Source organism: Crossiella sp. SN42, assembly GCF_023897065.1.
Classification (GTDB): domain Bacteria; phylum Actinomycetota; class Actinomycetes; order Mycobacteriales; family Pseudonocardiaceae; genus Crossiella.
Map to the genome: position 1 here is coordinate 191,515 of NZ_JAMHIV010000007.1, position 22,500 is coordinate 214,014.

21 protein-coding genes are annotated in these 22,500 nt (G+C 72.6%); 14 read left to right on the plus strand and 7 right to left on the minus strand.

Annotated elements, in window-relative coordinates; genetic code table 11:
- Nucleotides 1–61: 61 nt before the first annotated feature.
- A complete protein-coding gene (locus M8C13_RS10870; RefSeq protein WP_252480393.1) occupies nt 62–1,165 on the plus strand; it encodes a type VII secretion protein EccE in 1,104 nt (367 codons plus the stop codon).
- A gap of 4 nt (nt 1,166–1,169) precedes the next feature.
- On the opposite strand, the gene M8C13_RS10875 is transcribed toward M8C13_RS10870, so the two are convergent.
- Nucleotides 1,170–1,964 carry a helix-turn-helix domain-containing protein gene (locus tag M8C13_RS10875; protein ID WP_252480394.1) on the minus strand — a complete coding sequence of 265 codons (795 nt, stop codon included), beginning with the start codon at nt 1,962–1,964 and terminating at the stop codon, nt 1,170–1,172.
- 66 nt (nt 1,965–2,030) lie between these two features.
- On the opposite strand from M8C13_RS10875, the gene M8C13_RS10880 reads away from it, so the two are divergent.
- Nucleotides 2,031–2,963 (plus strand): alpha/beta fold hydrolase, encoded by a 933-nt coding sequence (locus M8C13_RS10880; protein ID WP_252480395.1) that lies wholly within the window; start codon nt 2,031–2,033, stop codon nt 2,961–2,963.
- Between the two features lie 129 nt (nt 2,964–3,092).
- Here the strand turns inward: M8C13_RS10880 and M8C13_RS10885 are convergent, their stop codons facing one another.
- Nucleotides 3,093–3,764, minus strand: a complete 672-nt coding sequence (locus M8C13_RS10885; protein WP_252480396.1) for a helix-turn-helix domain-containing protein — start codon at nt 3,762–3,764, stop codon at nt 3,093–3,095.
- A 51-nt stretch (nt 3,765–3,815) separates the two neighbouring features.
- Here M8C13_RS10885 and M8C13_RS10890 point away from each other — a divergent pair, with 51 nt between their 5' ends.
- The 4 genes from M8C13_RS10890 to M8C13_RS10905 all read left to right on the plus strand — a co-directional run bounded on the left by M8C13_RS10890 (nt 3,816) and on the right by M8C13_RS10905 (nt 5,506).
- A complete protein-coding gene (locus M8C13_RS10890; protein ID WP_252480397.1) occupies nt 3,816–4,223 on the plus strand; it encodes a DUF1761 domain-containing protein in 408 nt (135 codons plus the stop codon).
- A gap of 41 nt (nt 4,224–4,264) precedes the next feature.
- Entirely contained in the window at nt 4,265–4,891 is a 627-nt protein-coding gene (locus M8C13_RS10895) for a TetR/AcrR family transcriptional regulator (RefSeq protein WP_252480398.1), read from the plus strand.
- Nucleotides 4,888–5,097: a helix-turn-helix domain-containing protein gene (locus M8C13_RS10900; protein WP_252480399.1), complete on the plus strand. Its 210-nt coding sequence runs from the start codon at nt 4,888–4,890 to the stop codon at nt 5,095–5,097. Before M8C13_RS10895 ends, M8C13_RS10900 begins: the two co-directional genes overlap by 4 nt.
- Before the next feature lie 106 nt (nt 5,098–5,203).
- Nucleotides 5,204–5,506: a hypothetical protein gene (locus M8C13_RS10905; protein ID WP_252480400.1), complete on the plus strand. Its 303-nt coding sequence runs from the start codon at nt 5,204–5,206 to the stop codon at nt 5,504–5,506.
- Here M8C13_RS10905 and M8C13_RS10910 read toward each other — a convergent pair.
- Nucleotides 5,491–7,716: an ATP-dependent RecD-like DNA helicase gene (locus M8C13_RS10910; protein WP_252480401.1), complete on the minus strand. Its 2,226-nt coding sequence runs from the start codon at nt 7,714–7,716 to the stop codon at nt 5,491–5,493. The genes M8C13_RS10905 and M8C13_RS10910 overlap by 16 nt on opposite strands.
- A gap of 103 nt (nt 7,717–7,819) precedes the next feature.
- Between M8C13_RS10910 and M8C13_RS10915 the strand changes: the two genes are divergently transcribed.
- The 3 genes from M8C13_RS10915 (at nt 7,820) to M8C13_RS10925 (ending at nt 14,554) form a co-directional block, all read left to right on the plus strand.
- The gene (locus tag M8C13_RS10915) at nt 7,820–11,038 is read left to right on the plus strand and encodes a BTAD domain-containing putative transcriptional regulator (protein WP_252480402.1); all 3,219 of its coding nucleotides are present in this window, start codon (nt 7,820–7,822) and stop codon (nt 11,036–11,038) included.
- Between the two features lie 67 nt (nt 11,039–11,105).
- On the plus strand, nt 11,106–13,046 hold the full coding sequence (locus tag M8C13_RS10920) for an AAA family ATPase (RefSeq protein ID WP_252480403.1): 1,941 nt from the start codon (nt 11,106–11,108) through the stop codon (nt 13,044–13,046).
- Nucleotides 13,043–14,554 carry a hypothetical protein gene (locus M8C13_RS10925; RefSeq protein WP_252480404.1) on the plus strand — a complete coding sequence of 504 codons (1,512 nt, stop codon included), beginning with the start codon at nt 13,043–13,045 and terminating at the stop codon, nt 14,552–14,554. The genes M8C13_RS10920 and M8C13_RS10925 overlap by 4 nt, the downstream gene beginning before the upstream one ends.
- On the opposite strand, the gene M8C13_RS10930 is transcribed toward M8C13_RS10925, so the two are convergent.
- Nucleotides 14,538–14,813 carry a hypothetical protein gene (locus tag M8C13_RS10930; RefSeq protein ID WP_252480405.1) on the minus strand — a complete coding sequence of 92 codons (276 nt, stop codon included), beginning with the start codon at nt 14,811–14,813 and terminating at the stop codon, nt 14,538–14,540. The genes M8C13_RS10925 and M8C13_RS10930 overlap by 17 nt on opposite strands.
- 105 nt (nt 14,814–14,918) lie before the next feature.
- Between M8C13_RS10930 and M8C13_RS10935 the strand changes: the two genes are divergently transcribed.
- From M8C13_RS10935 to M8C13_RS10945, 3 genes are all read left to right on the plus strand, one after another.
- Nucleotides 14,919–16,454 carry a carboxylesterase/lipase family protein gene (locus M8C13_RS10935; RefSeq protein ID WP_252480406.1) on the plus strand — a complete coding sequence of 512 codons (1,536 nt, stop codon included), beginning with the start codon at nt 14,919–14,921 and terminating at the stop codon, nt 16,452–16,454.
- A 37-nt stretch (nt 16,455–16,491) separates the two neighbouring features.
- Nucleotides 16,492–17,136, plus strand: coding sequence for an MBL fold metallo-hydrolase (locus M8C13_RS10940; RefSeq protein WP_252480407.1), 645 nt, complete (start codon nt 16,492–16,494; stop codon nt 17,134–17,136).
- A 63-nt stretch (nt 17,137–17,199) separates the two neighbouring features.
- Entirely contained in the window at nt 17,200–18,195 is a 996-nt protein-coding gene (locus M8C13_RS10945) for an exonuclease domain-containing protein (protein WP_252480408.1), read from the plus strand.
- On the opposite strand, the gene M8C13_RS10950 is transcribed toward M8C13_RS10945, so the two are convergent.
- Both M8C13_RS10950 and M8C13_RS10955 read right to left on the minus strand, forming a co-directional pair.
- On the minus strand, nt 18,143–18,415 hold the full coding sequence (locus M8C13_RS10950; RefSeq protein ID WP_252480409.1) for a hypothetical protein: 273 nt from the start codon (nt 18,413–18,415) through the stop codon (nt 18,143–18,145). The two genes, M8C13_RS10945 and M8C13_RS10950, sit on opposite strands and share 53 nt — an antisense overlap.
- 101 nt (nt 18,416–18,516) lie before the next feature.
- Nucleotides 18,517–19,320 carry an L-tyrosine/L-tryptophan isonitrile synthase family protein gene (locus M8C13_RS10955; protein ID WP_252480410.1) on the minus strand — a complete coding sequence of 268 codons (804 nt, stop codon included), beginning with the start codon at nt 19,318–19,320 and terminating at the stop codon, nt 18,517–18,519.
- 269 nt (nt 19,321–19,589) lie between these two features.
- Between M8C13_RS10955 and M8C13_RS10960 the strand changes: the two genes are divergently transcribed.
- Together M8C13_RS10960 and M8C13_RS10965 are read left to right on the plus strand one after the other, a co-directional pair.
- Nucleotides 19,590–20,549 carry a LysR family transcriptional regulator gene (locus M8C13_RS10960; protein WP_252480411.1) on the plus strand — a complete coding sequence of 320 codons (960 nt, stop codon included), beginning with the start codon at nt 19,590–19,592 and terminating at the stop codon, nt 20,547–20,549.
- Nucleotides 20,550–20,614: 65 nt separating this feature from the next.
- Nucleotides 20,615–21,547, plus strand: a complete 933-nt coding sequence (locus M8C13_RS10965) for an aldose 1-epimerase family protein (protein WP_252480412.1) — start codon at nt 20,615–20,617, stop codon at nt 21,545–21,547.
- Here the strand turns inward: M8C13_RS10965 and M8C13_RS10970 are convergent.
- On the minus strand, nt 21,472–22,380 hold the full coding sequence (locus tag M8C13_RS10970) for a helix-turn-helix transcriptional regulator (protein WP_252480413.1): 909 nt from the start codon (nt 22,378–22,380) through the stop codon (nt 21,472–21,474). The genes M8C13_RS10965 and M8C13_RS10970 overlap by 76 nt on opposite strands.
- Between the last annotated feature and the right edge of the window lie 120 nt (nt 22,381–22,500).

The window sequence follows — 22,500 nt, forward strand, 5'->3', positions numbered from 1 at the left end:
CATCTGTTGACTGAAATCCTTGTGCCGCAAGGAATTCCCAAACACTCGGTGGTGCATGCGGATGAGCGTTCTCTCGACCGGCCGGCGGGGACGGGTGGTGCCGTTGGGTGCGGGCACAATTGCCGTCGCGGAGATCGCGGCCCTGGGCGTGCTCGGCACCATCGTCCCCTTCGGACCGTGGAGCATCCTCGCCCTCAGCGTCGCCACCATCACCCTCGCCGTTACCCTGCTCCGCGTTCGCGGCCTGCCCGCCTACCGCTGGGCCGCCCTCTACCTGCGCTTCCGGCACCGCCGTCGCAGGCTCGCCGCCCGCGAGGCGGCCACGCCGCTGCGCGCCCTGCTGCCCGACCTGTCCGTGCATACCCAGGTCGACCGCGCCGGCAACAGGGTAGGAGTGGCAACACTGGACTCCGACGGCAGTTTCTGCACGATGGTGCGAATCGCGCCGGCCGCACACCCTGCGCCGGATGCGCTGACCCGGTTGCTCCACCAGGCCTACGAACGCTCCGGCATCCGGCTCACCAGCGCCCAGCTCACCATCTGGGCCGTCCCCGGCCTGCCCGCCAGCACCGGCGCGGCCACCCCGATCCGGGTGCACTGGCTGTCCCTGCGCTACCGCCCCGCCGAGGAGCCCCTGGCCGCACTGGCCCGCGGCGGCGGCGAGGAAGGCAGCCGCCGCGCCATCGCCAGCGCCGCGCACCGCCTGGTCAGCCAGCTCGCCGAAGCCGGCTACCCGGCCACCGCCCTGGACACCCTGGAACTGCACCAGGAGCTCCTGGTCGCCCTCGGCGCGGACCCGGAGGTGGTCTCCGGCCCGGTGGCCAACGACGGCACCGCCCGGCACCGGGTCACCGAGTCCTGGCGCGATGTCTCGGTGGGTCGGCTGCGCCAGGCTTGTTTCGTGCCGAAGGATCCGGCGGACGCGGTGTCGCTGCTGGGCCGGTGCGCGCCGGAGGCGATGTTCACCTGCACCTCCTACACGCTGTCCAGGGCCGCCCGCGGCGAGCTGGTGGCCAGGGCGCGGGTGCGGGTCGGGGTCGCGGCGGACGGGTTGTGGCTGAGCCCGCAGCGGGCCTCGCAAAGCCTTGGCGTGCCGGTGGTCCCGGTGGACGGCCGCCAGGACCGGCACACCATCGCGACCCTGCCGCTGGCCCTGACGCCCTGACCGCTCAGCCCGGCCACGCCCGCTCGTCCACCGCCAGCCACGGCTCACCCGCGGCGGCCACCGGGGTGGTGCCGGTGAACGCGCGGATCTCGTGGTGCAGGTGGGACTGGTCGGCGTAACCGCCCTCCGCCGCCACCCGCGCGGCGCTGTGCCCACGCACCAGGCGGTGCACGGCGTGGTCGAAGCGGACCAGCATGGCCGCGCGCTTGGGGGTCAGGCCAATCTGCGCGCCGAAGCGGGACCACAGTCGCTGACGACTCCACCCGGTCCGCGCCGCCAGTTCGCGCACCCGCACCCGGCCGTGGCTGCCCAGGATCTCCCGCCACACCCAGGCCACCTCGGGATCAACCGTCCGGCCCGCGTCCAGTCGCGCCGCCAGTTCGGCCTCGACCAGCGCGAACCGCGCCGGCCAGGTGCGCGCGTCGTGCAACCGCTCGCGCAGCGCCGACGTGCCCCGGCCCCACAGGTCATCGAGGGAGAGCACCTGCCCGCGCAACTCCGCCAGCGGCAGCCCGAGCACCGGGTGCGCCAGCAACGGGGACAGCCGCAACTGCACGCAATCCACCCCCTCAGCCCGCACCCGGAACACGCTGAAGCCAAGCCCCGCGACCACGCTGGTCATCCGCCGCCCGCCCACGGCCACCGGACGGCCACTGAACTCGATGGCCACGGTGACGGCCGGATGCGGGATGGCCCGCAGCTCGGCCGGGCGGTCGCCGGGAATGCGGAACCCGGCCAGGTCCGCACCGGGCCGCGTCCGCGCCGGTCGCGCGATCTCCCAGGCGGCGGTGTCTCGCACACCCCGACCCTAGGCCGTGGACATTTCTCCAAGACCCCGCGCCCCGCCCAACGCGAAGGTGTCGCCATGGACCAGAAACCCACCCCACGCGGACGGCGAAGGCGGATCACCCTGCTGGCCCTCGGCGGTCTCGCCCTCCTGCTCGCGGCGAACACGGTGGCCGTACGCACCGAGACCGCCGAAGCCACCGGCGCGCGGATCGTGCGCCTACCCGGCGGGGACATCCACTTCGCGCGGGAGGGGCCGCCCGGCGCGCCCGCGGTAGTGCTGCTGCACGGACTGACCGGCTCGACGGCCTGGTGGGATCCGGTGCTGCCGGGTATGCGCGACCTGCACGTGCTGCGGCTGGACCTGCTCGGCCACGGCGGATCGGCCAAACCCCTTACCGGCTACGGCATTCCCGAGCAGGCCGACCGGATCGCCGCCGTGCTGGATCACCTGGGCATCCGCCGCGCGACCATCGTCGGCCATTCCACCGGCGGCTACGTCGCCACCGCACTGGCCGAGCGGCGCCGCGACCTGGTGGCCGCGATCATGCTGATCTCCACCGGCCCCCGGCTGGACGCCTTCCTCGGCAACAGCGCCACCGCCGACCTGCTGACCACCCCGGTGCTCGGTGAGCTGCTCTGGCGACTGCGCACCGAGAGCATGATCCGCGAGGCGGTCGGCACCGCGTTCACCCGCGAGGTGCCCGTCCCCGACCGGCTCATCGCCGACATCCGCGGCATGACCTACCGCGCCCTCACCGCGACCGACGAAGCCGCCAGCACGTTCCTGACCGAACGGCCCCTTCCCGACCGGCTCACCGCGATCGGCCTGCCGACCCTGGTGGTCTTCGGCGCGCGGGACCGGCGGTGGCAGCCGTCCTCGGCCCAGGACTACCGGCGGGTGCCCGGCGCCCGGGTCGAGATCCTCGACGGGGTCGGCCACACGCCCATGTTCGAGGACCCCGGGGCCACCGGAGCTCTCCTGCACGAGTTCGCCACCCAGGCCCGCTGAGCCGTTCGGCCGATCTCGGCGGGGTTGTCGTTTGCCGTTTCGCGGCTTAATTTCGATCAACACTGAAATAATCACGCTGGCAAAATTCACAAGCACAACAACGGTCGACCTGCCGACAAGCAGCGTCGGCTAGCGGGAATCGGCCGCGGGCAGAGCGGTAGCCCGCCCAGCGGGAAAAGCTCCACGAAGCACTTCCACATCACCCTGGAGGCGTCCCGCCGAGACCGCCTGGTCGACCGTGAGCGCACCGGCCGCGAGCCCGACGACAACCTCCGGCTCGGCCGCCAGGACCGTCTCCGGCCGGCGGTCGGGCTTGGTCACCGCGCGCGGACCGTTCTCATCGATGTGCAGGACAACGAGGAAGCCGTCGACCTCGAAGCCCAGCTCGAGCGCGGGAGTCGCGGTCACGCCTGGCAGCAGCGCGGGCAGCGCGACCACCAGCCAGCGCGGCTGGAACGAGTCGCCGTCACGTCCGGTCGTCATCAGCGGCGCGCCCCACCTGCCCAGCGCCTCCATCGGCTCGCGAAGCCCCGCGCCCCACGGGGTCAGGGCGTAGAGGACTCCCGCATCGCCGAGCCGCCGCTCGACGATCCCGTTCCCCTCCAGGCTCCGCAGCCGCTCCGCCAGGAGGTTGGTCGCGATCCCCGCGAGGGAGGTCTTCAGCTCGTTGTAGCGCTGTGGGCCGGGCAGCAGCTCGCGCACGATCAGCAGGTTCCAGCGGTCGCCCACCACGTCCAAGGCGCGGGCGACTCCGCAGTACTGACCGTAGGAGCGACCAGCAGAGCGCTTGACTTTTTCCATTGCGGTTGATTTTATCACGCTCCGGCGTCCGGACAACCAGGGAGTTGCGCCATGGAGATCAACTGGCTGGCCACCGTGCTCGCGATCGTGGTCGGCATGGCCGTGGCGGGCCTGTGGTACAGCAAGATCGGCTTTGTGTTCGTGTGGTGGAAGCTGACCGGCCTGACCCCGGAACGGTCCAAGAAGGCCAGCAGGCGGAACATGGTCCAGCTCCTCATCGCGAACAGCGTGACCGCGGTCGGACTGGCGGCCGGCATCGAGATCGCATCGGCGGCCACCGGCGACAAGTCAGTGGGCCTGGCGCTGCTGGTCGGCCTGGTGGCCTGGTTGACGTTCTCGGCGACCACACTGCTCCAGCACAACGCCTTCGAGCTGAAGCCGCCGAAGCTGACCCTCATCAACTGCGGCTACCAGCTGGTGCTCTTCCTCGCCATGTCGCTGGTGATCGGCCTGTTCTAGCCCGCCGCGGGCCGGTTTGATGAATGCACTAGATTTAGGTTGTGCAACCTAATCCTGGGTCGAGCGAACTGACGTTCACCGAGGCCGCCCGCCGCAAGCAGATCGTGCTCGCCGCGATCGAGACCATCGCCGAACTCGGCTACGCCAAGGCATCCTTCGCGCAGATCGCCCGGCGGGCCGGGCTGAGCAGCCCCGGACTGATCTCCTACCACTTCGACGGCAAGGACGACCTGATCGGCCAGGTGGTCGCCGAGGTCTACGCCACCGGCGGCGCGGTGGTGCGCCCGGAAAGCGCGGAGGCCACCTCCGCCTGGCACGCCCTGCGCGGGTACCTGGAGGGCAGCATCAGGTTCTACGACACCCACCGCACGCACATGCGGGCACTGGTGCAGATCCTCCAGGGTCATCCCGAGGCGCTGAGCCGGTGGGTCGCGGCGAACAACGCCGCCGAGCTCGCCGGCCTGGCCGAGGTGCTGGAACGCGGACAGCGCACGGGCGAGTTCCGCGAGTTCGACCCCGGCACCGTCGCGGTGATCATCCGGCAGCTGCTCTCCGGCGCGTTGCAGCACCTGCTCACCCAGCCGGACCTGGACCTGCCCGGCTACACCCGCGAACTGCTCGCCCTGTGCGAGCACGCCCTCAACCACCACGGCAAGGAGCAGCGATGACGAACGGTTTCACCCCGCGCGAAGACGCCGAGGACCTGGCCAAGGTGCTGCGCGAGGCCCGCGAGACCCAGGGGGTCACCGCCGCGGAACTGGCCCGGCGCACCGGGATGCGCACCACGGACGTGCTGGAGTTCGAGGCGGCGAGGGTGATTCCGGCCGGGGAACCGTTCGCGGTCTACATGCGAGCGCTGGGGTTCGAGGCCTGAGCCGCGGCCGGGCTGGCAAAAAGCGTTGCGGGGCAAGGAAATCTCACCCTATCGAGCGACGCTGCGGATTTACCTTGCCAGCCTGGCAAAGCCAACCATGAAGGGCGTGACCACCGACCAGCTCCTCTACTGCATGCACTCCTGGACCTGGAGCACCCAGCGCATCCCGCTGGTCCCGCCCACCGGCCCGGCCTGGCGCGTGCAAGCCACCCCGCGTCCCTACGGCGTCACCGTCATCCTCACCGTCTTCCACCCCGGCGAGCCCTGGCAGGACTCCCGGCACATCCTCACCGCCGAGATGCTGCGGGCCAAGGACTCCGCCGCGGTCAACCGGATGCTCAACAAGATCGTGGCCGGGCTGTTCCGGCGGGCCGGGGTCGAGGTGCCGCTGCGTTACGAGCCGGCGTGATCGCGCAGTCGCCAGGCCAGCGCGGTGTGGCGGCGGCCCGCGCCCACCGTGCGCACCGCCTGACCGATCGCCCGCCGCGACCCGACCAGCACCACGATCCGCTTCGCCCGGGTCACCGCGGTGTAGAGCAGGTTGCGTTGCAGCATCATCCAGGAGCTGGTGGTCAGGGGGATGACGACCACCGGGTACTCGCTGCCCTGGCTGCGGTGGATGGTGACCGCGTAGGCGTGGGTCAGCTCGTCCAGCTCGCTGAACTCGTAGTCGACGTCCTCGTCCTCATCGGTGCGCACGGTGAGCTTCTGCTCGTCGTTGTCCAGCGCGACCACCACGCCCAGGGTGCCGTTGAAGACGCCGTTGGCGCCCTTGTCGTAGTTGTTGCGGATCTGGGTGACCTTGTCCCCCACCCGGAACACCCGGCCGCCGAAGCGGCGCTCCGGCACGTCGGGGCGGCTGGGCGTCAGCGCCTCCTGCAGCACCAGGTTCAGCGCGCCCGCGCCTGCCGGGCCGCGGTGCATGGGGGCCAGCACCTGCACGTCGCGGCGGGGGTTCACGCCGAACTTCTTCGGCAGCCGGCGGGCCACCACGTCCACGGTCAGCTCCGCGGCGGCCTCGGCCTCCTCCACCGGGAACAGGAAGAAGTCGTCCAGGCCGTCGGTCACCGGCGGCTCGCCCGCGTTGACCCGGTGCGCGTTGGTGACCACGCCGGACTGCTGCGCCTGCCGGAACACCTGGGTCAGCCGCACGTGCGGGATCGGGCTGCCCTCGGCCAGCAGGTCGCGCAGCACCTCGCCCGCGCCCACCGACGGGAGCTGGTCCACATCTCCCACCAGCAGCAGGTGCGCGCCGGGGCCGACCGCCTTGACCAACTTGTTGGCCAGCAACAGGTCCAGCATGGACGCCTCGTCCACCACCACCAGGTCCGCGGGCAGTGGGCGGTCCCGGTCGTAGGCGGCGTCCCCGCCGGGTCTGAGCTCCAGCAGGCGGTGCACGGTGGCCGCCGGGTGGCCGGTCAGCTCGGTGAGGCGTTTGGCGGCGCGGCCGGTGGGCGCGGCCAGCAGCACCCTGGCGTTCTTCGCCCTGGCCAGGGTCACGATCGAGCGGACGGTGAAGCTCTTGCCGCAGCCCGGTCCGCCGGTGAGCACCGCGACCTTCTTGGTCAGCGCGAGCTTGACCGCCTCCTCCTGCGCGGGCGCCAGCTCGGTCTTGTTCTGCCGGTGCAACCAGGCCAGCGCCTTGGCCCAGTCCACCGAGGCGAAGTCCGGCATCCAGTCCGCCCCCGCGCGCAGCAGCCGCAGCAGCGAGGCGGCCAGGCTGACCTCGGCGCGGTGGAAGGGCACCAGGTAGATCGCGCCCACCGGGGCGTCCGCGTCCTCGCCGGGCACCTGCTCCCGGACCACGCCCTCCTCCTCGACCAGCTCGGCCAGGCAGTCGATCACCAGGCCGGTGTCCACCTGGAGGATCTTGATCGCCTCGCTGATCAGCTCCTGCTCCGGCAGGAAGCAGTTGCCGTTGCCGGTCGCCTCGGACAGGGTGAACTGCAACCCGGCCTTGACCCGCTGCGGGCTGTCGTGCGGGATGCCCACCGACTTGGCGATGGTGTCGGCGGTGCGGAACCCGATGCCCCACACGTCGTTGGCCAGCCGGTAGGGCTCCTGGCGGACCACCTCGATGGACTTCTCCGCGTACTGCTTGTAGATCCGCACCGCCAGCGAGGTGGACACCCCGACCCCTTGCAGGAAGACCATCACCTCCTTGATCGCCTTCTGCTCCTCCCAGGCGGCCGCGATCAGCTTGGTGCGCTTGGGGCCCAGCTTGGGCACCTCGATCAGCCGCTCGGGGTGCTGCTCGATGACGTCCAGGGAGTCCACGCCGAAGTGCTCGACGATCCGGTCGGCCAGCACCGGCCCGATGCCTTTGATCAGCCCGGAACCCAGGTAGCGCCGGATGCCCTGCACGGTGGCGGGCAGCACCGTCGTGTAGTCCTCCACGTGGAACTGCTTGCCGTACTGCGGATGCGAACCCCACCGGCCGCGCAGCCGCAGCGACTCCCCCGGTTGCGCGCCCAGCAGCGCGCCGACCACGGTCACCAGGTCGCCGCCGCGCCCGGTGTCCACCCTGGCCACGGTGTAGCCGGTCTCCTCGTTGGCGAAGGTGATCCGCTCCAGCACCGCCTCCAGCACCGCCTGCCGGACCGGCTCGCCCGCGTTCATCCCCGCTGCTCCTCCCCCGCGCCACCGTCAGGAGAACACCTACCACAACGCCCGGCACAGACCCGGTGTGCCAGGCCAGCTCCGGCCCAGGCAGCATTGCGGGGTGGCTGGCACACCGTGGGTTTCGGCGCTGCGCACCGCCCGGCTGCGCAGTGGACTCACCCAGGAGGAGCTGGCCGCGCGGGCCGGGCTGAGCGTGCGCACGGTGCGCGGAGTCGAGCAGGGCGAGGTGAAGGTCCCGCGCGGGGACACCCTGCGGCGGCTGGCCGCGGTGGTCGGCCTGCCCGATCCGGAGCTGCCCGAGCCGGGCGAGCTGCGCGTCGGCGTGCTCGGACCGCTGCTGCTCTCCCGCGGCTCGACCGTGCTGGACTCCTCGGCGGCCATGCCCCGGCTGCTGCTCGGCCTGCTCGCGCTGCGGGCGGGGCAGCTGGTCAGCCACGGCGAGATCACCCACGCGCTGTGGGGCGACCGGCCGCCGGAGTCCCGGCAGAGCCTGGTGCACACCTACCTCAGCAGGCTGCGCAAGCAGCTGCCCGACGGCGACCGCGACCGCCTGGTCACCCTGCACGGCGGCTACCTGTTCAACCCGGGCCCCGGCCAGCTCGACCTGGCCGAGTTCGCCGATGGCCTGGACCGCGCGGAGAGCCTGGCCGGCACCGACCCGGTGGCCGCACTGGCCGAGTACGAGCAGGCGCTGAACCGGTGGCGCGGCCCGGTGCTGGCCGACCTGCCGGGCAGGCTGCGCGAGCACCCGGTGGCGGTCGCGGTGGGCAGGCGCCGGATCGAGGCCGCGCTGGCCTACGGCGCGCTGGCCGTGCGGCTGGGCCGGGCCGAGCAGGCGGTGCGCGTGCTGCGCCCGCTGGCCGCCGAGCACCCGCTGCACGAGGACCTGCACGCGGTGCTGCTGCTCGCGCTGGCCGGTTCGGGCCGTCAGGCCGCCGCGCTGGAGGTCTTCACCGGCATCCGCGACCGCCTGGACACCGACCTCGGGGTCCGGCCCAGCGCCGCGCTGCGCGAGGCGCACCTGCGGGTGCTGCGCGGCGAGGTGCCCGCCGCGCACAGCACCTTCACCACGGTGGTCCCGGCGGCCGTGCCCCGCCCGGCGCAGTTACCTCCCGCGATCGGCGGGTTCACCGGCCGCACCGCCGCGCTGGCCGAGCTCGACGAGCTGCAACCGGGCAGCGAACCGGTGCTGCTGACCGGCACCGCGGGGGTCGGCAAGACCGCGCTGGCCGTGCACTGGGCGCACCGGGTGCGCGCGGAGTTCCCGGACGGCCAGCTCTACCTCAACCTGCTCGGCCACACCCCCGGCCAGCCGCTGACCCCGCTGGCCGCGCTGGACCGGTTGCTGCGCGGACTCGGCGTGCCTGCCGAACGGGTGCCCGCCGAGCTGTCGGCCGCGGCGAACCTGTACCGCTCGTTGGTGGCCGAACGACAGCTGCTGGTGTTGCTGGACAACGTCTTCGACGACGAGCAGCTCCGCCCGCTGCTGGCCGTCGGCCCCGGCGCGCAGGTCCTGGTCACCAGCCGCAACCGGCTGGCCGGGGTGCGCGCGATCGTGCTGGACGTGCTCGACGACGAGGAAGCGGGACAGCTGCTGGCGGCCACCGTCGGCGCCGAGCGGCTGGCCGCCGAACCGGACGCGGCCGCGGAGCTGATCAACGCCTGCGCCCGGCTGCCGCTGGCGCTGCGGATCACTGCGGCGAACCTGGCCGCGCACCCGTCCTGGCCGCTGTCCGGGATGGTCGGCGAGCTGCTCGACGGCGACCGGCTCAGCGCGCTGGAGATCGGCGAGCACGAGCTCAGCGGGGTCCGGGCCACCTTCGACTGCTCCTACCTGGCCCAGGAACCACCGGCCCGCGCGGTGTTCCGGCTGCTCGGCCTGGCCCCCATCGCCGAGTTCAGCGCCGAGGCGGTCGCCGCGCTGGCCGGCTGTGCACTGGCCGAGGCCGAGGACGCGCTGGCGCGGCTGAGCACCGCGCACCTCATCCGCCCGGCCGCGAACGACCGGATCACCCTGCACGACCTGCTCCGCGAGTACGCCGCCGAACGCGCCGCCCTGGAGCTCGCCCCGGCTGAGCGCACGGCGGCGGTGCTGCGGCTCTACGGCTGGTACACCCAGACCGTGGAGACCGCCTCGTGGGCGCTCTACGGCCACTGGCGGCAGGTGCCGCTGGCCCCGACCCCGCCGGTGCCGCCGGAGGTGAGTTTCGACGGTTACCGGGTGGCCACCGACTGGCTGGACGCCGAGATCGGCAACATCACCGCGCTGATCGCGCACGCCGCCGAGCACGGCCCGCGCCCGGCGACCTGGCGGCTGATGGGCGTGGTGCGCAACTACTTCCTGCTCCGCCCCAGCCCGGCCTGCCTGCCGGCCGCGCAGGCCACCCTGGCCGCGGCGCAGGCCGAGGGCGACCCGGCGGGGCAGGTGGTGGCGCTGATCAGCCTGGCGGACGCGGAACGGTACCGGGAACGCCGCGAGCAGGCCGTCGAGCTGTACCAGCGAGCGCTGGAGCGCTACGCCGAGGCCGGGCTCACCGCGGGCGCGGCCGCCATCCACACCGACATCGGCTCCTACCGGCTGCGCGAGCAGAGCCTGGCCGCGATCAAGGCCAACGAGCTGCGCGTCCTGGCGCTGCACCAGGCCGAGCGGCACGACCCGATCTCGCACCTCACCACGCTCAACGCGCTGTTCTACGTCTGCCACCGCCTCGGCGAGCACGAGGAGGCGCTGCGTCACCGGGACGCCGCCGAAGAACTCGCCCAGCACCCCGCGGTGCCGCCGCACAACCCGTGGGTGCTCTACCTGCTGGGCTCGCACGCCAGGGTGCTGGGCCAGAGCGGGCTGGCCGAGCGCAGGCTCCGGCACGCCCTCGCGGTGACCAGGGAAGTGCGCGCGGACTGGGCGCAGCGCTACGTGCTGGCCGAACTGGCCGAGCTGCACATGGACACCGGCAACCCGCGCGAGGCCCTGGAACTGGCCAGGGAGTCCCTTGAGCTGGCCAGGCGCTGCGCGGACACCATCGCCGAGCACCACTCGCTGATCGTGCTCGGCCAGGCGCACACCCGGCTCGGCCAGACCGACGAGGCCCTGCACTGCCTGCGCTGGGCACGGCAGCACTACCGCGGGGACCGCAACCACTACGGCGAGGTGGACGCGCTGCTGGCGCTGTCCCGGGCCTGGTCGGCCCGCGATCCCCGGCCGGCCCGCGCCTACGCCCGCGCCGCGGCCGGGCTGGCCCGGCGGATCCAGGACAACTTCCTGGTGGCCGAGGCCGAGTCGCTGCTGGCCACCCTGACTCCTGCCGGTGGCTGTGCGTAATCGATTGACCGCATAACGTTTCAGGCACTCCGGGACCCTGCCCGAACCGCGTGGTTAACGTCGAGCCATGGGCCGATCACGCAGTGCAGCCATGCGCCTGGTCCGGGAGCTGATGTCCCGGCCGGAGCAGCACGGGCGCCCGACCAGCCAGCGCTATCCGGTGCTGGTGGTCACCGGCTCCCGGGGCAGCGGCAAGACCACGCTGCTCACCGAGCTCGGCGAACGCCTGGACCAGAACGTGCCCTACGCCCGGCTGGACCTGGAGTCCAGCAGGCACGCCTCGGTCGCGCAGCTGCTCTCCGCGCTGGCCTTCCAGCTCAACCGCTGGTGCCGCGGCTACGGATACCTGCGCTTCCCCCGGCTGGCCGCGGCCAACGTGGTGATCGCGCTCGACCTCGACCAAGAGGACCGGCCTGCCGCCCGCCGCACGGTGCTGGCCACGCTGCAACAGCGGCGCAAGCTCGACGCCCTGGCCCAGATCCTGGAGACCGCGGCCGGGGACGCGCTCAACGCCGCGCAGCTGCCCGCCGCGGTGCCCGCCGGGCTGATCGGCAAGCTGACCGGCGCGCTGGTCGGCTGGGCCAGCGGCTGGCGGTGGACCAGGGTAACGCTGGGCCGGTTCCTGACCTGGTTCAAGCACCAGGACCGCGCGCCGGACCGGGACGAGGACCCACTGGAAGTGTTGGTGGACCTCAACTTGTGGGCGCGCGAGGGCGCCGACGACCACGACCGCTACCTGCTGGAGCAGCTGCTGTGCCGGGCGTTCCTGGCCGACCTGCGCGCGGCCTTCCGCACCCGCCGCGCGCAGGAGTGGTCGCTGAACTGCGTGGCGCTGCTGGACAACGCGGACACCCTGCTGGGCCGCCGGTTCCTGGACCGGCTCACCGACACCCGGCAGCAGTCCGACCCCGATCCGCTGACCCTGGTGGCCACCAGCCGGGGTCTGCTGCTGGACCGGGTGGACCCGGCCGACGTGGCCGCGCTGACCGACCGCGACCGCAACTACGCCGAACTGCGCCGCAGGCTGGAACCGCGTCGCCCGCGGTGGCTGCGACTGCGGCTGCCCGACCTGACCGAGGCGGAGGTGCGCGAGCGGGTCGCCGCGCTGGGCAAGCGGATCGGCGACGACCGGCGGATCGCGCACACCGTGCACCGCTTCACCGGCGGCCACCCGGCCGCGGTCCGGCTGCTGGTGGACGCGCTGCGCGCACACGCCGAGGACCGGCCCGAGCTGGCCGAGCTGCTCACCCGGCAGGAGCCGCACGGCCTGGGCCAGGAACAGCGGCTGTGCGTGGCCGACCGGATGCTGCACCGCCTGCTCCAGGACCAGCCGGTGGAGCTGGACTTCCCGGAGCTGACCGTGCTAGCCGACCTGATCACCTGCGCCGCGGCCCGCACCGAGGACGACGGGCTGTGGCTGGCCGGGCAGCGGCGGCTGCACGCCGGCGACGGCACCCCGCTGACCGAGATCAAGGCCGCCCAGCTGTGGCCGGAGCACGGGAACCTGTTGCGGCGCCTGCTGTTGCGACGCCTGGCCGAACGGCCGGAGACCGACGTGGCGAGCTGGACCGGGGTCTTCGGCGCGCTGCGCGAGCACAGCCCGGCGGGCTCGGTGGCCGCCCGCTACTACGCCCTGGCCGCCGGTGACCTGGCCGCCGTGGCCACCACCGAGGCTCAGCGACTGTCCGAAGTGGACACCCAGGTCTGGCTGGCCGAGCTGCACCAGGTGACCGCCGCGCCCAACCGCCTGCCGCACCGGGAGCCCGCGGTGGCCGAGGTGCGCGCGCTCACCAGGGACCTGCCCCTGTCCGACCGGGTGCAGTGTGCCACCGCCGGGCTGGTGGCCGCGCTGTGGCTGGACGCGGATCCGTTGCGCCGCAACACCCGGGGCGAGCTGTACCAGGAGATCGACTCCTTCTGCACCGACCTGGCCACCTCCTCCGGCGCGGCGCCCACCGTGCTGCTGGAGGAGGCCCGCCGTTACCACCGACTCGCGGAGCAGTCATGATCGCCGAGGTCGAGCAGGACCTGTTCACTCCCCCGCCCACCAGGGCGCGCCGCCGACGACGGCTGGTCAGGCTGCTGGTGCTGACCGCGGTGGTGGTGCTGCTGGCCGGGGTCGGCACCTGGGCGGCCGGGCGGTTGCTGGACGCCTGCGGCGGACCGTCCTCCGGAGTGTCCGATGTGGACGGTGAGTGCGTCGGGATCACCGATGGCTCTTATGAGTTCCACCCGGACCTGGCCGAGGTGCAGCGCAAGATCCTGGCCGAGAATGAGTGGGTGCTGGCGCAGAACAAGCCCTACGTCAGCGTGGCGCTGCTGTCCCCGCTGACCTGGAACGGCTCCAGCGCGCTGGACGGGGCCAAGATCCTACGGCTGGTACAGGGCACCTTCGTCGGGCAGCAGCGGGTCAACCGCAGCTCGCTGGCCGGTGATCCGCAGCCGCTGGTCCGGCTGCTGCTGGCCAACGCCGGATCGGGGCTGCGGCACTGGGAGCCGGTGGTGGCCGAGCTGGCCAACCGGATGAGCGGAGCGGACCGGCTGGTCGCGGTGGCCGGGCTGGGCATGAGCGTGGCGCAGACCGAGACCGCGGCGAAACGGCTCTCCGCGCTGAAGCTGCCCATGATCGGCGCGCTGATCACCGCCGACGGCCTGGACCACGAGCACATCACCGGCCTGATCCGGGCGAATGCCACCAACACCGACTACGTGGCCGCGCTGGCCCGCCACCTGGCCACCCGGCCCGACCTGCGCGAAGGCCTGCTGGTCTACGACGCCAACCAGCCCGACCTCTACACCCGCACACTCAAGCAGGCCCTGGAACGGGAGTTCGGCAACCGCGGCGGCTACCTGCGCTACCCGCCGCAGAGCTTCGTCGGCGCCTCCATCCCCGGCGAGGCCACGCCCAACATGTTCGACGGCATCACCAAGAACATCTGCACCGTGCACCCGCAGCTGGTGTTCTACGCGGGCCGGGAGAGCGACCTGGTGAGCTTCGTCGAGGCGCTCAGCCACCGGGTGTGCCGGGCCGAGCCGCTCACCGTGCTGACCGGGGCCACCGGCTTCGGCCTGGTGAAGGTGCTCATCAGCAAGCTGGTCGCGGCCAACGTGACCGCGGTCTACGCCTCCTCGGTGGATGCCGAGCGGTGGCGGGAGGGTGCGCCGGAAGCGCCGAACTACCGGGACTTCCACGCCGCGTTCACCGAGCACTTCAGCCAGGCCTCGCTGGATGACGGGTACGCGGTGATGCACCACGACGCGATGGTGACCGCGGCCCGCGCGATCCGGCTGGCCGCCGAGCAGTCCAGGGCGGCCGACCGGCTGCCCACCCCGGCGGACGTGCTGAGCCAGCTGCTCAACCTGAACAACGCCTACCAGGTGCCCGCCGCCAGCGGTCAGCTCTCCTTCAGCGCCAAGACCAAGGGCAACCCCGGCGGCAAACCGGTGCCGGTACTCCAGGTGCCGCCACCCTCGGCCGGGCCGCCGACCACGCCGTACTTCACGCCGAGTGGCTGACTCCGGCGCGGCGGGCCACGTGCAGCACCGGGGTGACGTCCACGCCGGTGACCTCCGGCAGCGCGCCCAGGGGGCCGGTGATCAGGTCGTAGAGGTCCTCGCCGTCCCGGCAGACGACCGAGACCAGCAGGTTGCCGGGCCTGCCGTCGGCGCGCAGCAGCGCGATGAGCCGCTGGTCCACCTCGTCCGGCACCGGCCGGGGCCGGGTGGCCGGCAACGCGGTCACCATCCTGGGGTCCAGCTCGCCGGTTCTCGTCATGCCGCGACCCCTGTTCGCTGGTTTTCGGCGTCTGAGCGTTCGGGACGACCGGTTTCAGGCAGTCCCAGGTGAGCTTGCGGTCGACAACGGATACGGGAGGCTGACGTGGCAGAGGTGGACAGGCGGACGGCGCTCGGACTGGCCGGGGGCGCGGCACTGGCGGCGGCGCTGCCGGGCACGGCGGCGGCCGCGGGCGGGGCCGACTCGGACGTGCTGGCGTGCACGCCGCTGGGCAAGCTGCGCGGGGTCCGGCAGGACGGGATCACGGTGTGGCGCGGCATCCGCTACGCCGAGGCGCCCACCGGCGAGCACCGGTTCACCGCGCCGAGGCCGGTGCGGCCCTGGCGCGGGGTGCGCGCGGCGACCGAGTTCGGCCCGGTGGCCCACCAGCTCCCCGGGCCGCCCCGGCCGCCGGGTCCGGAGAGCGAGGACTGCCTGTTCCTCAACGTCTACTCGCGCGGCACCCGGGGTCGCCGCCCGGTGGTGGTGTGGATCCACGGCGGCGTGTTCGTCAGCGGCGCGGGCAGCGACTACAACGGCACGGTCTTCGCCGAGCGCAACGATGTGGTGCTGGTGACCCTCAACTACCGGTTGCACGCCTTCGGTTTCCTGCACCTGCCCGGCAGGCCTGGCTCCGGCAACACGGGGCTGCTGGACCAGGTCGAGGCGCTGCGCTGGGTGCGCCGGTGCATCGGCGCCTTCGGCGGGGACCCGCGCAACGTCACGGTGATGGGCGAGTCCGCGGGCGGCATGTCCATCGGCTCGCTGCTCGGCGCGCCCGCCGCCGCCGGCCTGTTCCGGCGCGCGGTGACGCAGAGCGGCGGCGCCCGCCCGCACTTCACCCCGGCCCAGGCCCAGCGCACCACCGACTTCGTGCTGAAGCGGCTCGGCATCCCCTCCCCCGGCTCGCCCAAGCTGTTCACCGTCCCGGCCGCGGAGGTGGTGGCCGCGGCCGCCGAGGCCAGCACCGCCCCCGAGCTCGGCGGCGAGGTCTTCCACCAGGTCCTGGACGGGCACGTGCTGCCGGTGCACCCGCTGCGCCGGATCTCCGCGAAGGTGGACGTGCTGATCGGCACCTGCCGGGACGAGTCCAACCAGCTCGCCGGGGTCTTCCCGATGTTCGTCCCCGGCATGGAGAACAAGCTGAGGTCGGTGGCCGGCGCGGACCGCTTCGCCGCCATCCAGGCCGCCTACCGCCGGCACACCCCGGCCGGCCGGGATCCGCGCCTGGACCTGGCCAGCGACATCTTCGTCCAGTTCCCCTCGATCTGGCTGGCCGAGGCCGTGCACCGCGCGGGCGGCCGCGCCTGGGCCTACCGCTTCGACTACGCGCACGCCTCCCCGCTGGGCCCGGTGCACGCCAGCGACCTGCCCTTCACCTTCGGCAAGGCCGACCCGCAACGCCTGCACCCGCAAGCCGATCGCCAGGTCGCCGACCGGCTGGCCCGGCAGCTCAACGACTCGCTCAGCGCCTTCGCCCGCACCGGCGACCCGCGCCTGCCGGAGCTGCCCCGCTGGCGACCGTTCGACCCGGCCACCCGGGACACCCTGCTCTTCGCCGAACACCCGTCGATCAGCCAGGACCGGGTGTCCACCGAGCTGCGGGCGGCCTGGGACGGGGTGCCGCCGACCGCGTTCTGAGCCGCGAGCCGCGCGGCCCGGCGGTAGCGTTCGGCACATGCGACTGACCAAGTACGGGCACGCCTGTGTCCGGGTCGAGCACGAGGGCGAGGCCATCGTGCTCGACCCCGGCGCGTTCACCGAGCCCGAGGCGCTCACTGGCGCCACCGCGGTGCTGATCACGCACGAGCACTTCGACCACTTCGACGGCCAGCGCCTGCGCGCGGCCCTGGAGGCCGACCCGGCGCTGCGGATCTGGACCACCGACACGGTGGCGGCGCAGCTCACCGGGCTGGGCGGGCGGGTCACCGCGGTCGGGCACGGCGACCGGTTCGACATCGGCGCGGTCGAGGTGGAGGTGCACGGCGACTGGCACGCCGAGATCCACCCGGAGATCCCGCTGGTGCGCAACAGCGGTTTCCTGCTCGGCGGCACGGTGTTCCACCCCGGCGACGCGCTGACCGTGCCGGAACGCCGGGTGGACACGCTGCTGCTGCCGCTGCACGCGCCCTGGTCCCGGCTGGCGCACCTGGTCGACTACCTGCGCGAGGTCAAGCCGAGGCAGGCCTACCAGGTGCACGACGTGCTGCTCAGCGAGGCGGGCCGGGGCGTCACCAGCAGCCTGCTCGGCGAACGCGGTCCCGGCACCGGCGTGCCGCTGACCCTGCTGGCCCCCGGCGAAAGCGTCGAACTCCCTGCCTGAACAGCCCGGTGATCACCGCGACGGCTACGCTGCGTCCGGTGATCGCTACGGGTTGGGGGGTCGGTGGGTTTCGCGGTGGTGGACGTCGAGACCACGGGCTTCGCCGCTGGCCGCGACCGGATCATCGAGGTCGCCGTCGTGCAGGCCGACGCCTCAGGCGCGGTCACCGACGAGTGGTGCACCCTGGTCAACCCCCATCGTGACCTGGGCGCCCAGCACGTCCACCGGATCACCGCCCGCGAGGTCCTGCCCGCCCCCACCTTCGACCGCATCGCAGGCGACCTGGTGGCCCGCCTCACCGGCCGCGTCCTGGTCGCGCACAACCTGACCTTCGACGCCCGCTTCCTGCACGCCGAGCTGACCAACGCCGGCGTCCCCCTGCCGACCGGGGCCACCGAGGGCGTCTGCACCATGACCCTCGCCCCGCGCTACCTCACCACCGACCGCCGCAACCTGGCCGCCTGCTGCGCCGCCGCGGGCATCCCGCTGACCAACGCGCACTCGGCTCTGCACGACGCCCGCGCCACCGCGGCGCTGCTGGCCCACTACCTGTCCGCGGGCGACGGCAACTGGGCGCAGTTGATCGCGACGGCCCGCGCCCGCAACTGGCCCTTCGTGCCCGCCCTGGACACGCCACCGGTGCACCGGGGCGCGCCCGGCCACCCGGTCGCCCGCCGCCCCCGCCGCGAGGACGCCCCCGCCTACCGCCAGTCCCGCCGCACCTCCGCCTACTACCGCGCCCGCCACGCCCCGGACTCCTACGTGCCGGCCCCGGCCGCCGAGCCGGTCGCCCTGCCCGCCGGATTCCGTCTCGACCCCGGCGACCGGATCGCCTTCACCGGCCAGACCGAGCAGCCCCGCGAGCTCCTCCAGGCCCACGCCAGCGCCGCCGGACTCATCACCCACCCGGAGAACGTCTGCCGCTGGACCAAGGTCGTGGTCGCCGCCGACCCGGACTCCCTGTCCGCCAAGGCGCGCAAGGCCCGCGACTACCGCATCCCGATCATCACCGAACCGGTGTTCGCACAGCTGCTCGACGAGCTGCGAACGCCACGATGACCAGGAACCCCAGCGGATAGGCGTTCTGGCACAACAGTTCCAGCCCACCGGCGGGTGGCAGCCCGATCGGTCCCAGCCGCGGCAGGTCCATCCGGTGCCCGTTGAGCAAGTGCAGCGGCCAGGCGAAGCTCAGCAGCGCCGCGAACACCCCGGCCGCGCGCAACACCACCCCGTCCACCAGCAGCGGCAGCAACGCGATCAGCAGCGGTACGAACCACACCCCAGTGGTGGCTCCACGAGATCGGCGACACCATCGCCGCAGTCAGCCCCACCAGGGACACCGCGAGCAGCCGCCCGTCCAGCTGCGGTGCGCTCCGGTGCTCAGGGCAGGACGTAGTGGCTGGGGCGGCCTGCCCGGTGCACCAGTCGCGCGCCCAGCCGTTCGGCCTCGATCCGTTTCATCAGGGTGCATCCGCCTGGCTCGCGCACGGCCACCGCGTGCCAGGGCGTCAGCCAGGCGTCCGGGGTGCGGCCCAGCAGCAGGCCGAGCTTGGCCGAGCCGCAGGGTTGCGGGTGGATGGAGAGCCGGACCGCCGCTGGGAACCGGGCGCCGACCAGCTCGCCCCAGGCCCGGCTCCGGGCGAGCACGCCGTAGGCACGGTGCCTGCTCTCCCGTTGCAGTGCGGCACGGGTGCCGGTGTAGTCCGGGCCGTAGCGGTCCTCCAGCAGGAACCGGACCAGGCCGAGGTACATGGCGCGCAGGTCCGGATCGGCGCGGACCTTGGCGCGCAGGCTGGACAGCGGTTCGGTGTACTCGCGGTCGAGCAGGTCGCGCAGCGAGACCGGGCTGACCCCTGGCGCGTAGTCGTCCAATGTGTACAGAGCCAGCCGGTCCGCACCGGTGGCGCTGATCAACGCGGCCATCTCGTGCTGGTAGGCGGTGATGTCCTCATCCGGCACGCCGATCAGGTCGCCGAAGACCCGCCCGTCGGAGCAGATGGTCAGCCGGACGCCCGGCGGGTACACCTCGGTCAGCTCGGCGCACAGCTCGTCCAGGAAGGCGATCGCGAGCTCCTCGGCCAGGTCCGGGAGGTGCCCGAGCACCTTCTCCCGGTTGGGCGACTTGACCGGAAAGGCGGGCAGCACGAACTGGATCGGCCGGTTCGCCGAAATGGCGTCGAGCACCGACGGCAATTGCGCGGAAAGGCAGCGCGGGCACGGATCTTGCTGACAAGATCGCCCGCCGCGCGCTTTTCGTTGGTGCGCCAGCACAAGTTCGAGCACCCGCGTGGCCAGCCGCACCGGTGTCGTCGAGGACAACATGAAACTCATTAGAATTTGAACAAACCGGCGGGGCCACTGACAGTTGACCATGACCCGATGGCATGGTTCGGCCAGTCAGGGGACCTATCAGCGGCTACGGCACCGGGTCCAGGCGTCCTACCATCGGGTTCATGGATGTGGAGATCCGGCATCTGCGGATGATTCGGGCGATCAGCGAGGTGGGCAGTCTCAGTGGCGCGGCCATCCAGCTCGGCCTCACCCAACCGGCGCTGACCCGTCAGCTACAGCGGCTGGAGCGGGCCTTCGGCGGCACGCTGTTCCACCGCGACCGCAACGGAACCCGCCCCACCGCACTGGGCGAGTTGGTGGTGCAACGGGCCAAAGTCCTGGTTCCCTCGGTGGACGAGCTGATCCAGGAGGCCCGCCAGCTCACCGCCCCGCTGCACACCGGTCCTGCCCGGATCCGGATCGTCGCCCACCCGACTCCACTGCCGGGGCCGATCACCGAACGCCTGCACGAACTGGCCCCTGAGGCCAGCATCACCCTCCGGGAGGAACGCTGCGGGCAGACCGCGATGGAACTTCTGGCGGGTGGCGCCGCCGACCTGGGTGTGCTTGCCGAGCACCCGGCCATGCCGCTGGACCGCCTGCCGGGTGTGGCGGTGCACACCATCGCCACCGAGCCGCTGTTCATCGCCGTCGCAACAGGACATTCGCTAGCGAACGAATTCGAGATCTCCCTGGCCGACCTTTCCGAGGAGAACTGGATCCTCCCCCAGGGCCTGGAGATCCGCTGCGCCGAATACCTCCGCGGCCTGTGCGCGAATGCCGGATTCATCCCGCGCATCGCCTACCGCCTGGACAGCGCCAACGCCCGCGAATTCATTCGCACCGGCCTGGGCGTCATGCTGGCCCAGGCGACCTTCCGGCTGGAGGAGGGCATCTCGGTCCGCCCCTTCCACGGCGCCCGCCCTGACTTCCGTCACATCCTGGCCGTGCGCACCGACAGCCCGGTGGCGCGACTGGCCGACGCCCTGGTCACCAGCGCCATCCGCGCCTACTGGGCCAAGGCCGACCAGGCCCCGGTCTACCGCAGCTGGCTCTCCCGCACCGACGAGCTGGCAGGCTGACCCGCCGGCCACCCGGCAGCGCCTCGCCACGCCGCCGCGCCATCCCGGATGACACAATTCGCCTCATGACGACGAACGGGCGCCTGTACGAGATCCGCTCCGGCCGGCACACCGCGGTGGTGGCGGGAGTCGCCGCCACGCTGCTGTCCTGGCGGGTCGACGGCGTCGAGCGGCTGCTCACCCACGCGGCCGAGGAGCTCGGCGACAGCTACCAGGGCAAGACCATCGTGCCGTGGCCCAACCGGATCGACAACGGCGCCTACACCTTCGACGGTGTGCGGCACCAGGTGCCGATCAACGAGCCCGACCGGCGCACCGCCCTGCACGGACTGCTCAGCTGGACCGAGTGGTCGCTGGTCGAGCACACCGAGGACCGCGTCGTGCTGTCCCAGGAACAGCGGCCGCAGTACGGCTACCCGTTCCAGCTGTCCCTGCGCATCGAACACCAGGTCGACGCCGAGGGCGTGCGGATCACCTTGCACGCCACCAACACCGGCCACACCCGGGCGCCCTTCGGCGCCGCGCACCACCCGTACCTGGCCACCGCCGGACTGGTCGAGCTGACCCTCCCTGCCGCCACCTACTACCCCACCGACAACCGCCTGCTGCCCATCGGCAAGGAGTCGGTGGCGGGCACCGCGCTGGACTTCCGCACCACTCGCGCGCTCGGCTCAGCCGCCCTGGACACCGCGTTCACCGACCTGGTCCGCGACGAGCAGGGCCTGGCCGTGGCCAGGGTCGCCGACGCCGCGGGCACGACCACCGAGCTGTGGATGGACGGCGGCTACGACTACCTCCAGGTCTACACCGATGACTACGCCCCGGCGGCCCGCACGCCGCGTTCCGGCATCACCATCGAGCCGATGACCTGCGCGCCGAACGCCTTCAACAGCGGTGACGGGCTGATCGTGCTGGAGCCAGGTCAGGACTGGAACGGCTCCTGGGGATATCGGTCCATCGCCTCCATCTCCGCCAGCGCGGCCTCTGCCTCGGCCTGATCCTCCGGGGTCTGGTACGCCAGCATGCCGAGCAGTTGCAGGCGGTCGTGGCTCACGGTGCCCGGTTCCGCGGCGTAGAACAGCAGCCGCTGGTCGTGCTCGGGGGTCAGTAAAATCTCGCAGCGGGTCTCGATCAGTCCCATCTCGGGGTGCAGGAACCGCTTGTGGTCCGAGCGCCGGACCGCGACCTCGTGCTGGTCCCAGAGCTCGGCGAACTCCGCGCTGGCCGAGCGCAGGGCCCGGACGAACTCGCGCACGTCCTGGTCCCCGGCTCGGCGGGCCGCGGTGGCACGCAGGTCGGCGACCTGCACCCGGGAGTGCTCCGCGTGGTCCTCGGCGGGGAACAGCGCGCGGCTCTCCGGCCGGGCGAACCAGCGCCAGTGGAAGCTGCGGTCCCAGCCGTGCGCCCCCGCGAGATCACCCATTAGTGCGCGGGCCAGGGGGTTCTGGGCCAGGCAGACACCGAGGTCGGAGATCACCATGGCCGGGTAGTCCCACAGCCGGTAGATCAGCGGGAGCAGGCTGGGCCGGAGTTCGGTGGTGCGGGGCGGGGCCGGTGGCTCGTGCCCGGCGAGCAGGTACAGGTGGTCGCGTTCGTCGTCGGTCAGGCGTAACGCGCGGGCCAGCGCGGCCAGCACCTGGGTGGTCGGATGGCGGCCTCTGCCCTGCTCAAGGCGTGCGTAGGTGTCGGTGGCGATGCAGGCGAGCTTGGCCACCTCCTCCCGGCGCAGGCCGGGGGTGCGGCGGCGGGCCAGGTCGAGGCCGCCCACCTCGGCGGGTTGCAGGCGGGCTCGGCAGCGGCGGAGGAAGTCGGCGAGTTGGGTTCGGTCCACGGCTCCACCCTGCCCTGCGGCACCGACAGTTATCCAGGACCTCCCCGTCCCTGGATCAGGGCGTCCCTGGGACGGCCAGGTCCTGGGACGGCCAGATCCAGGGACGGAGAGTCCTCTCCT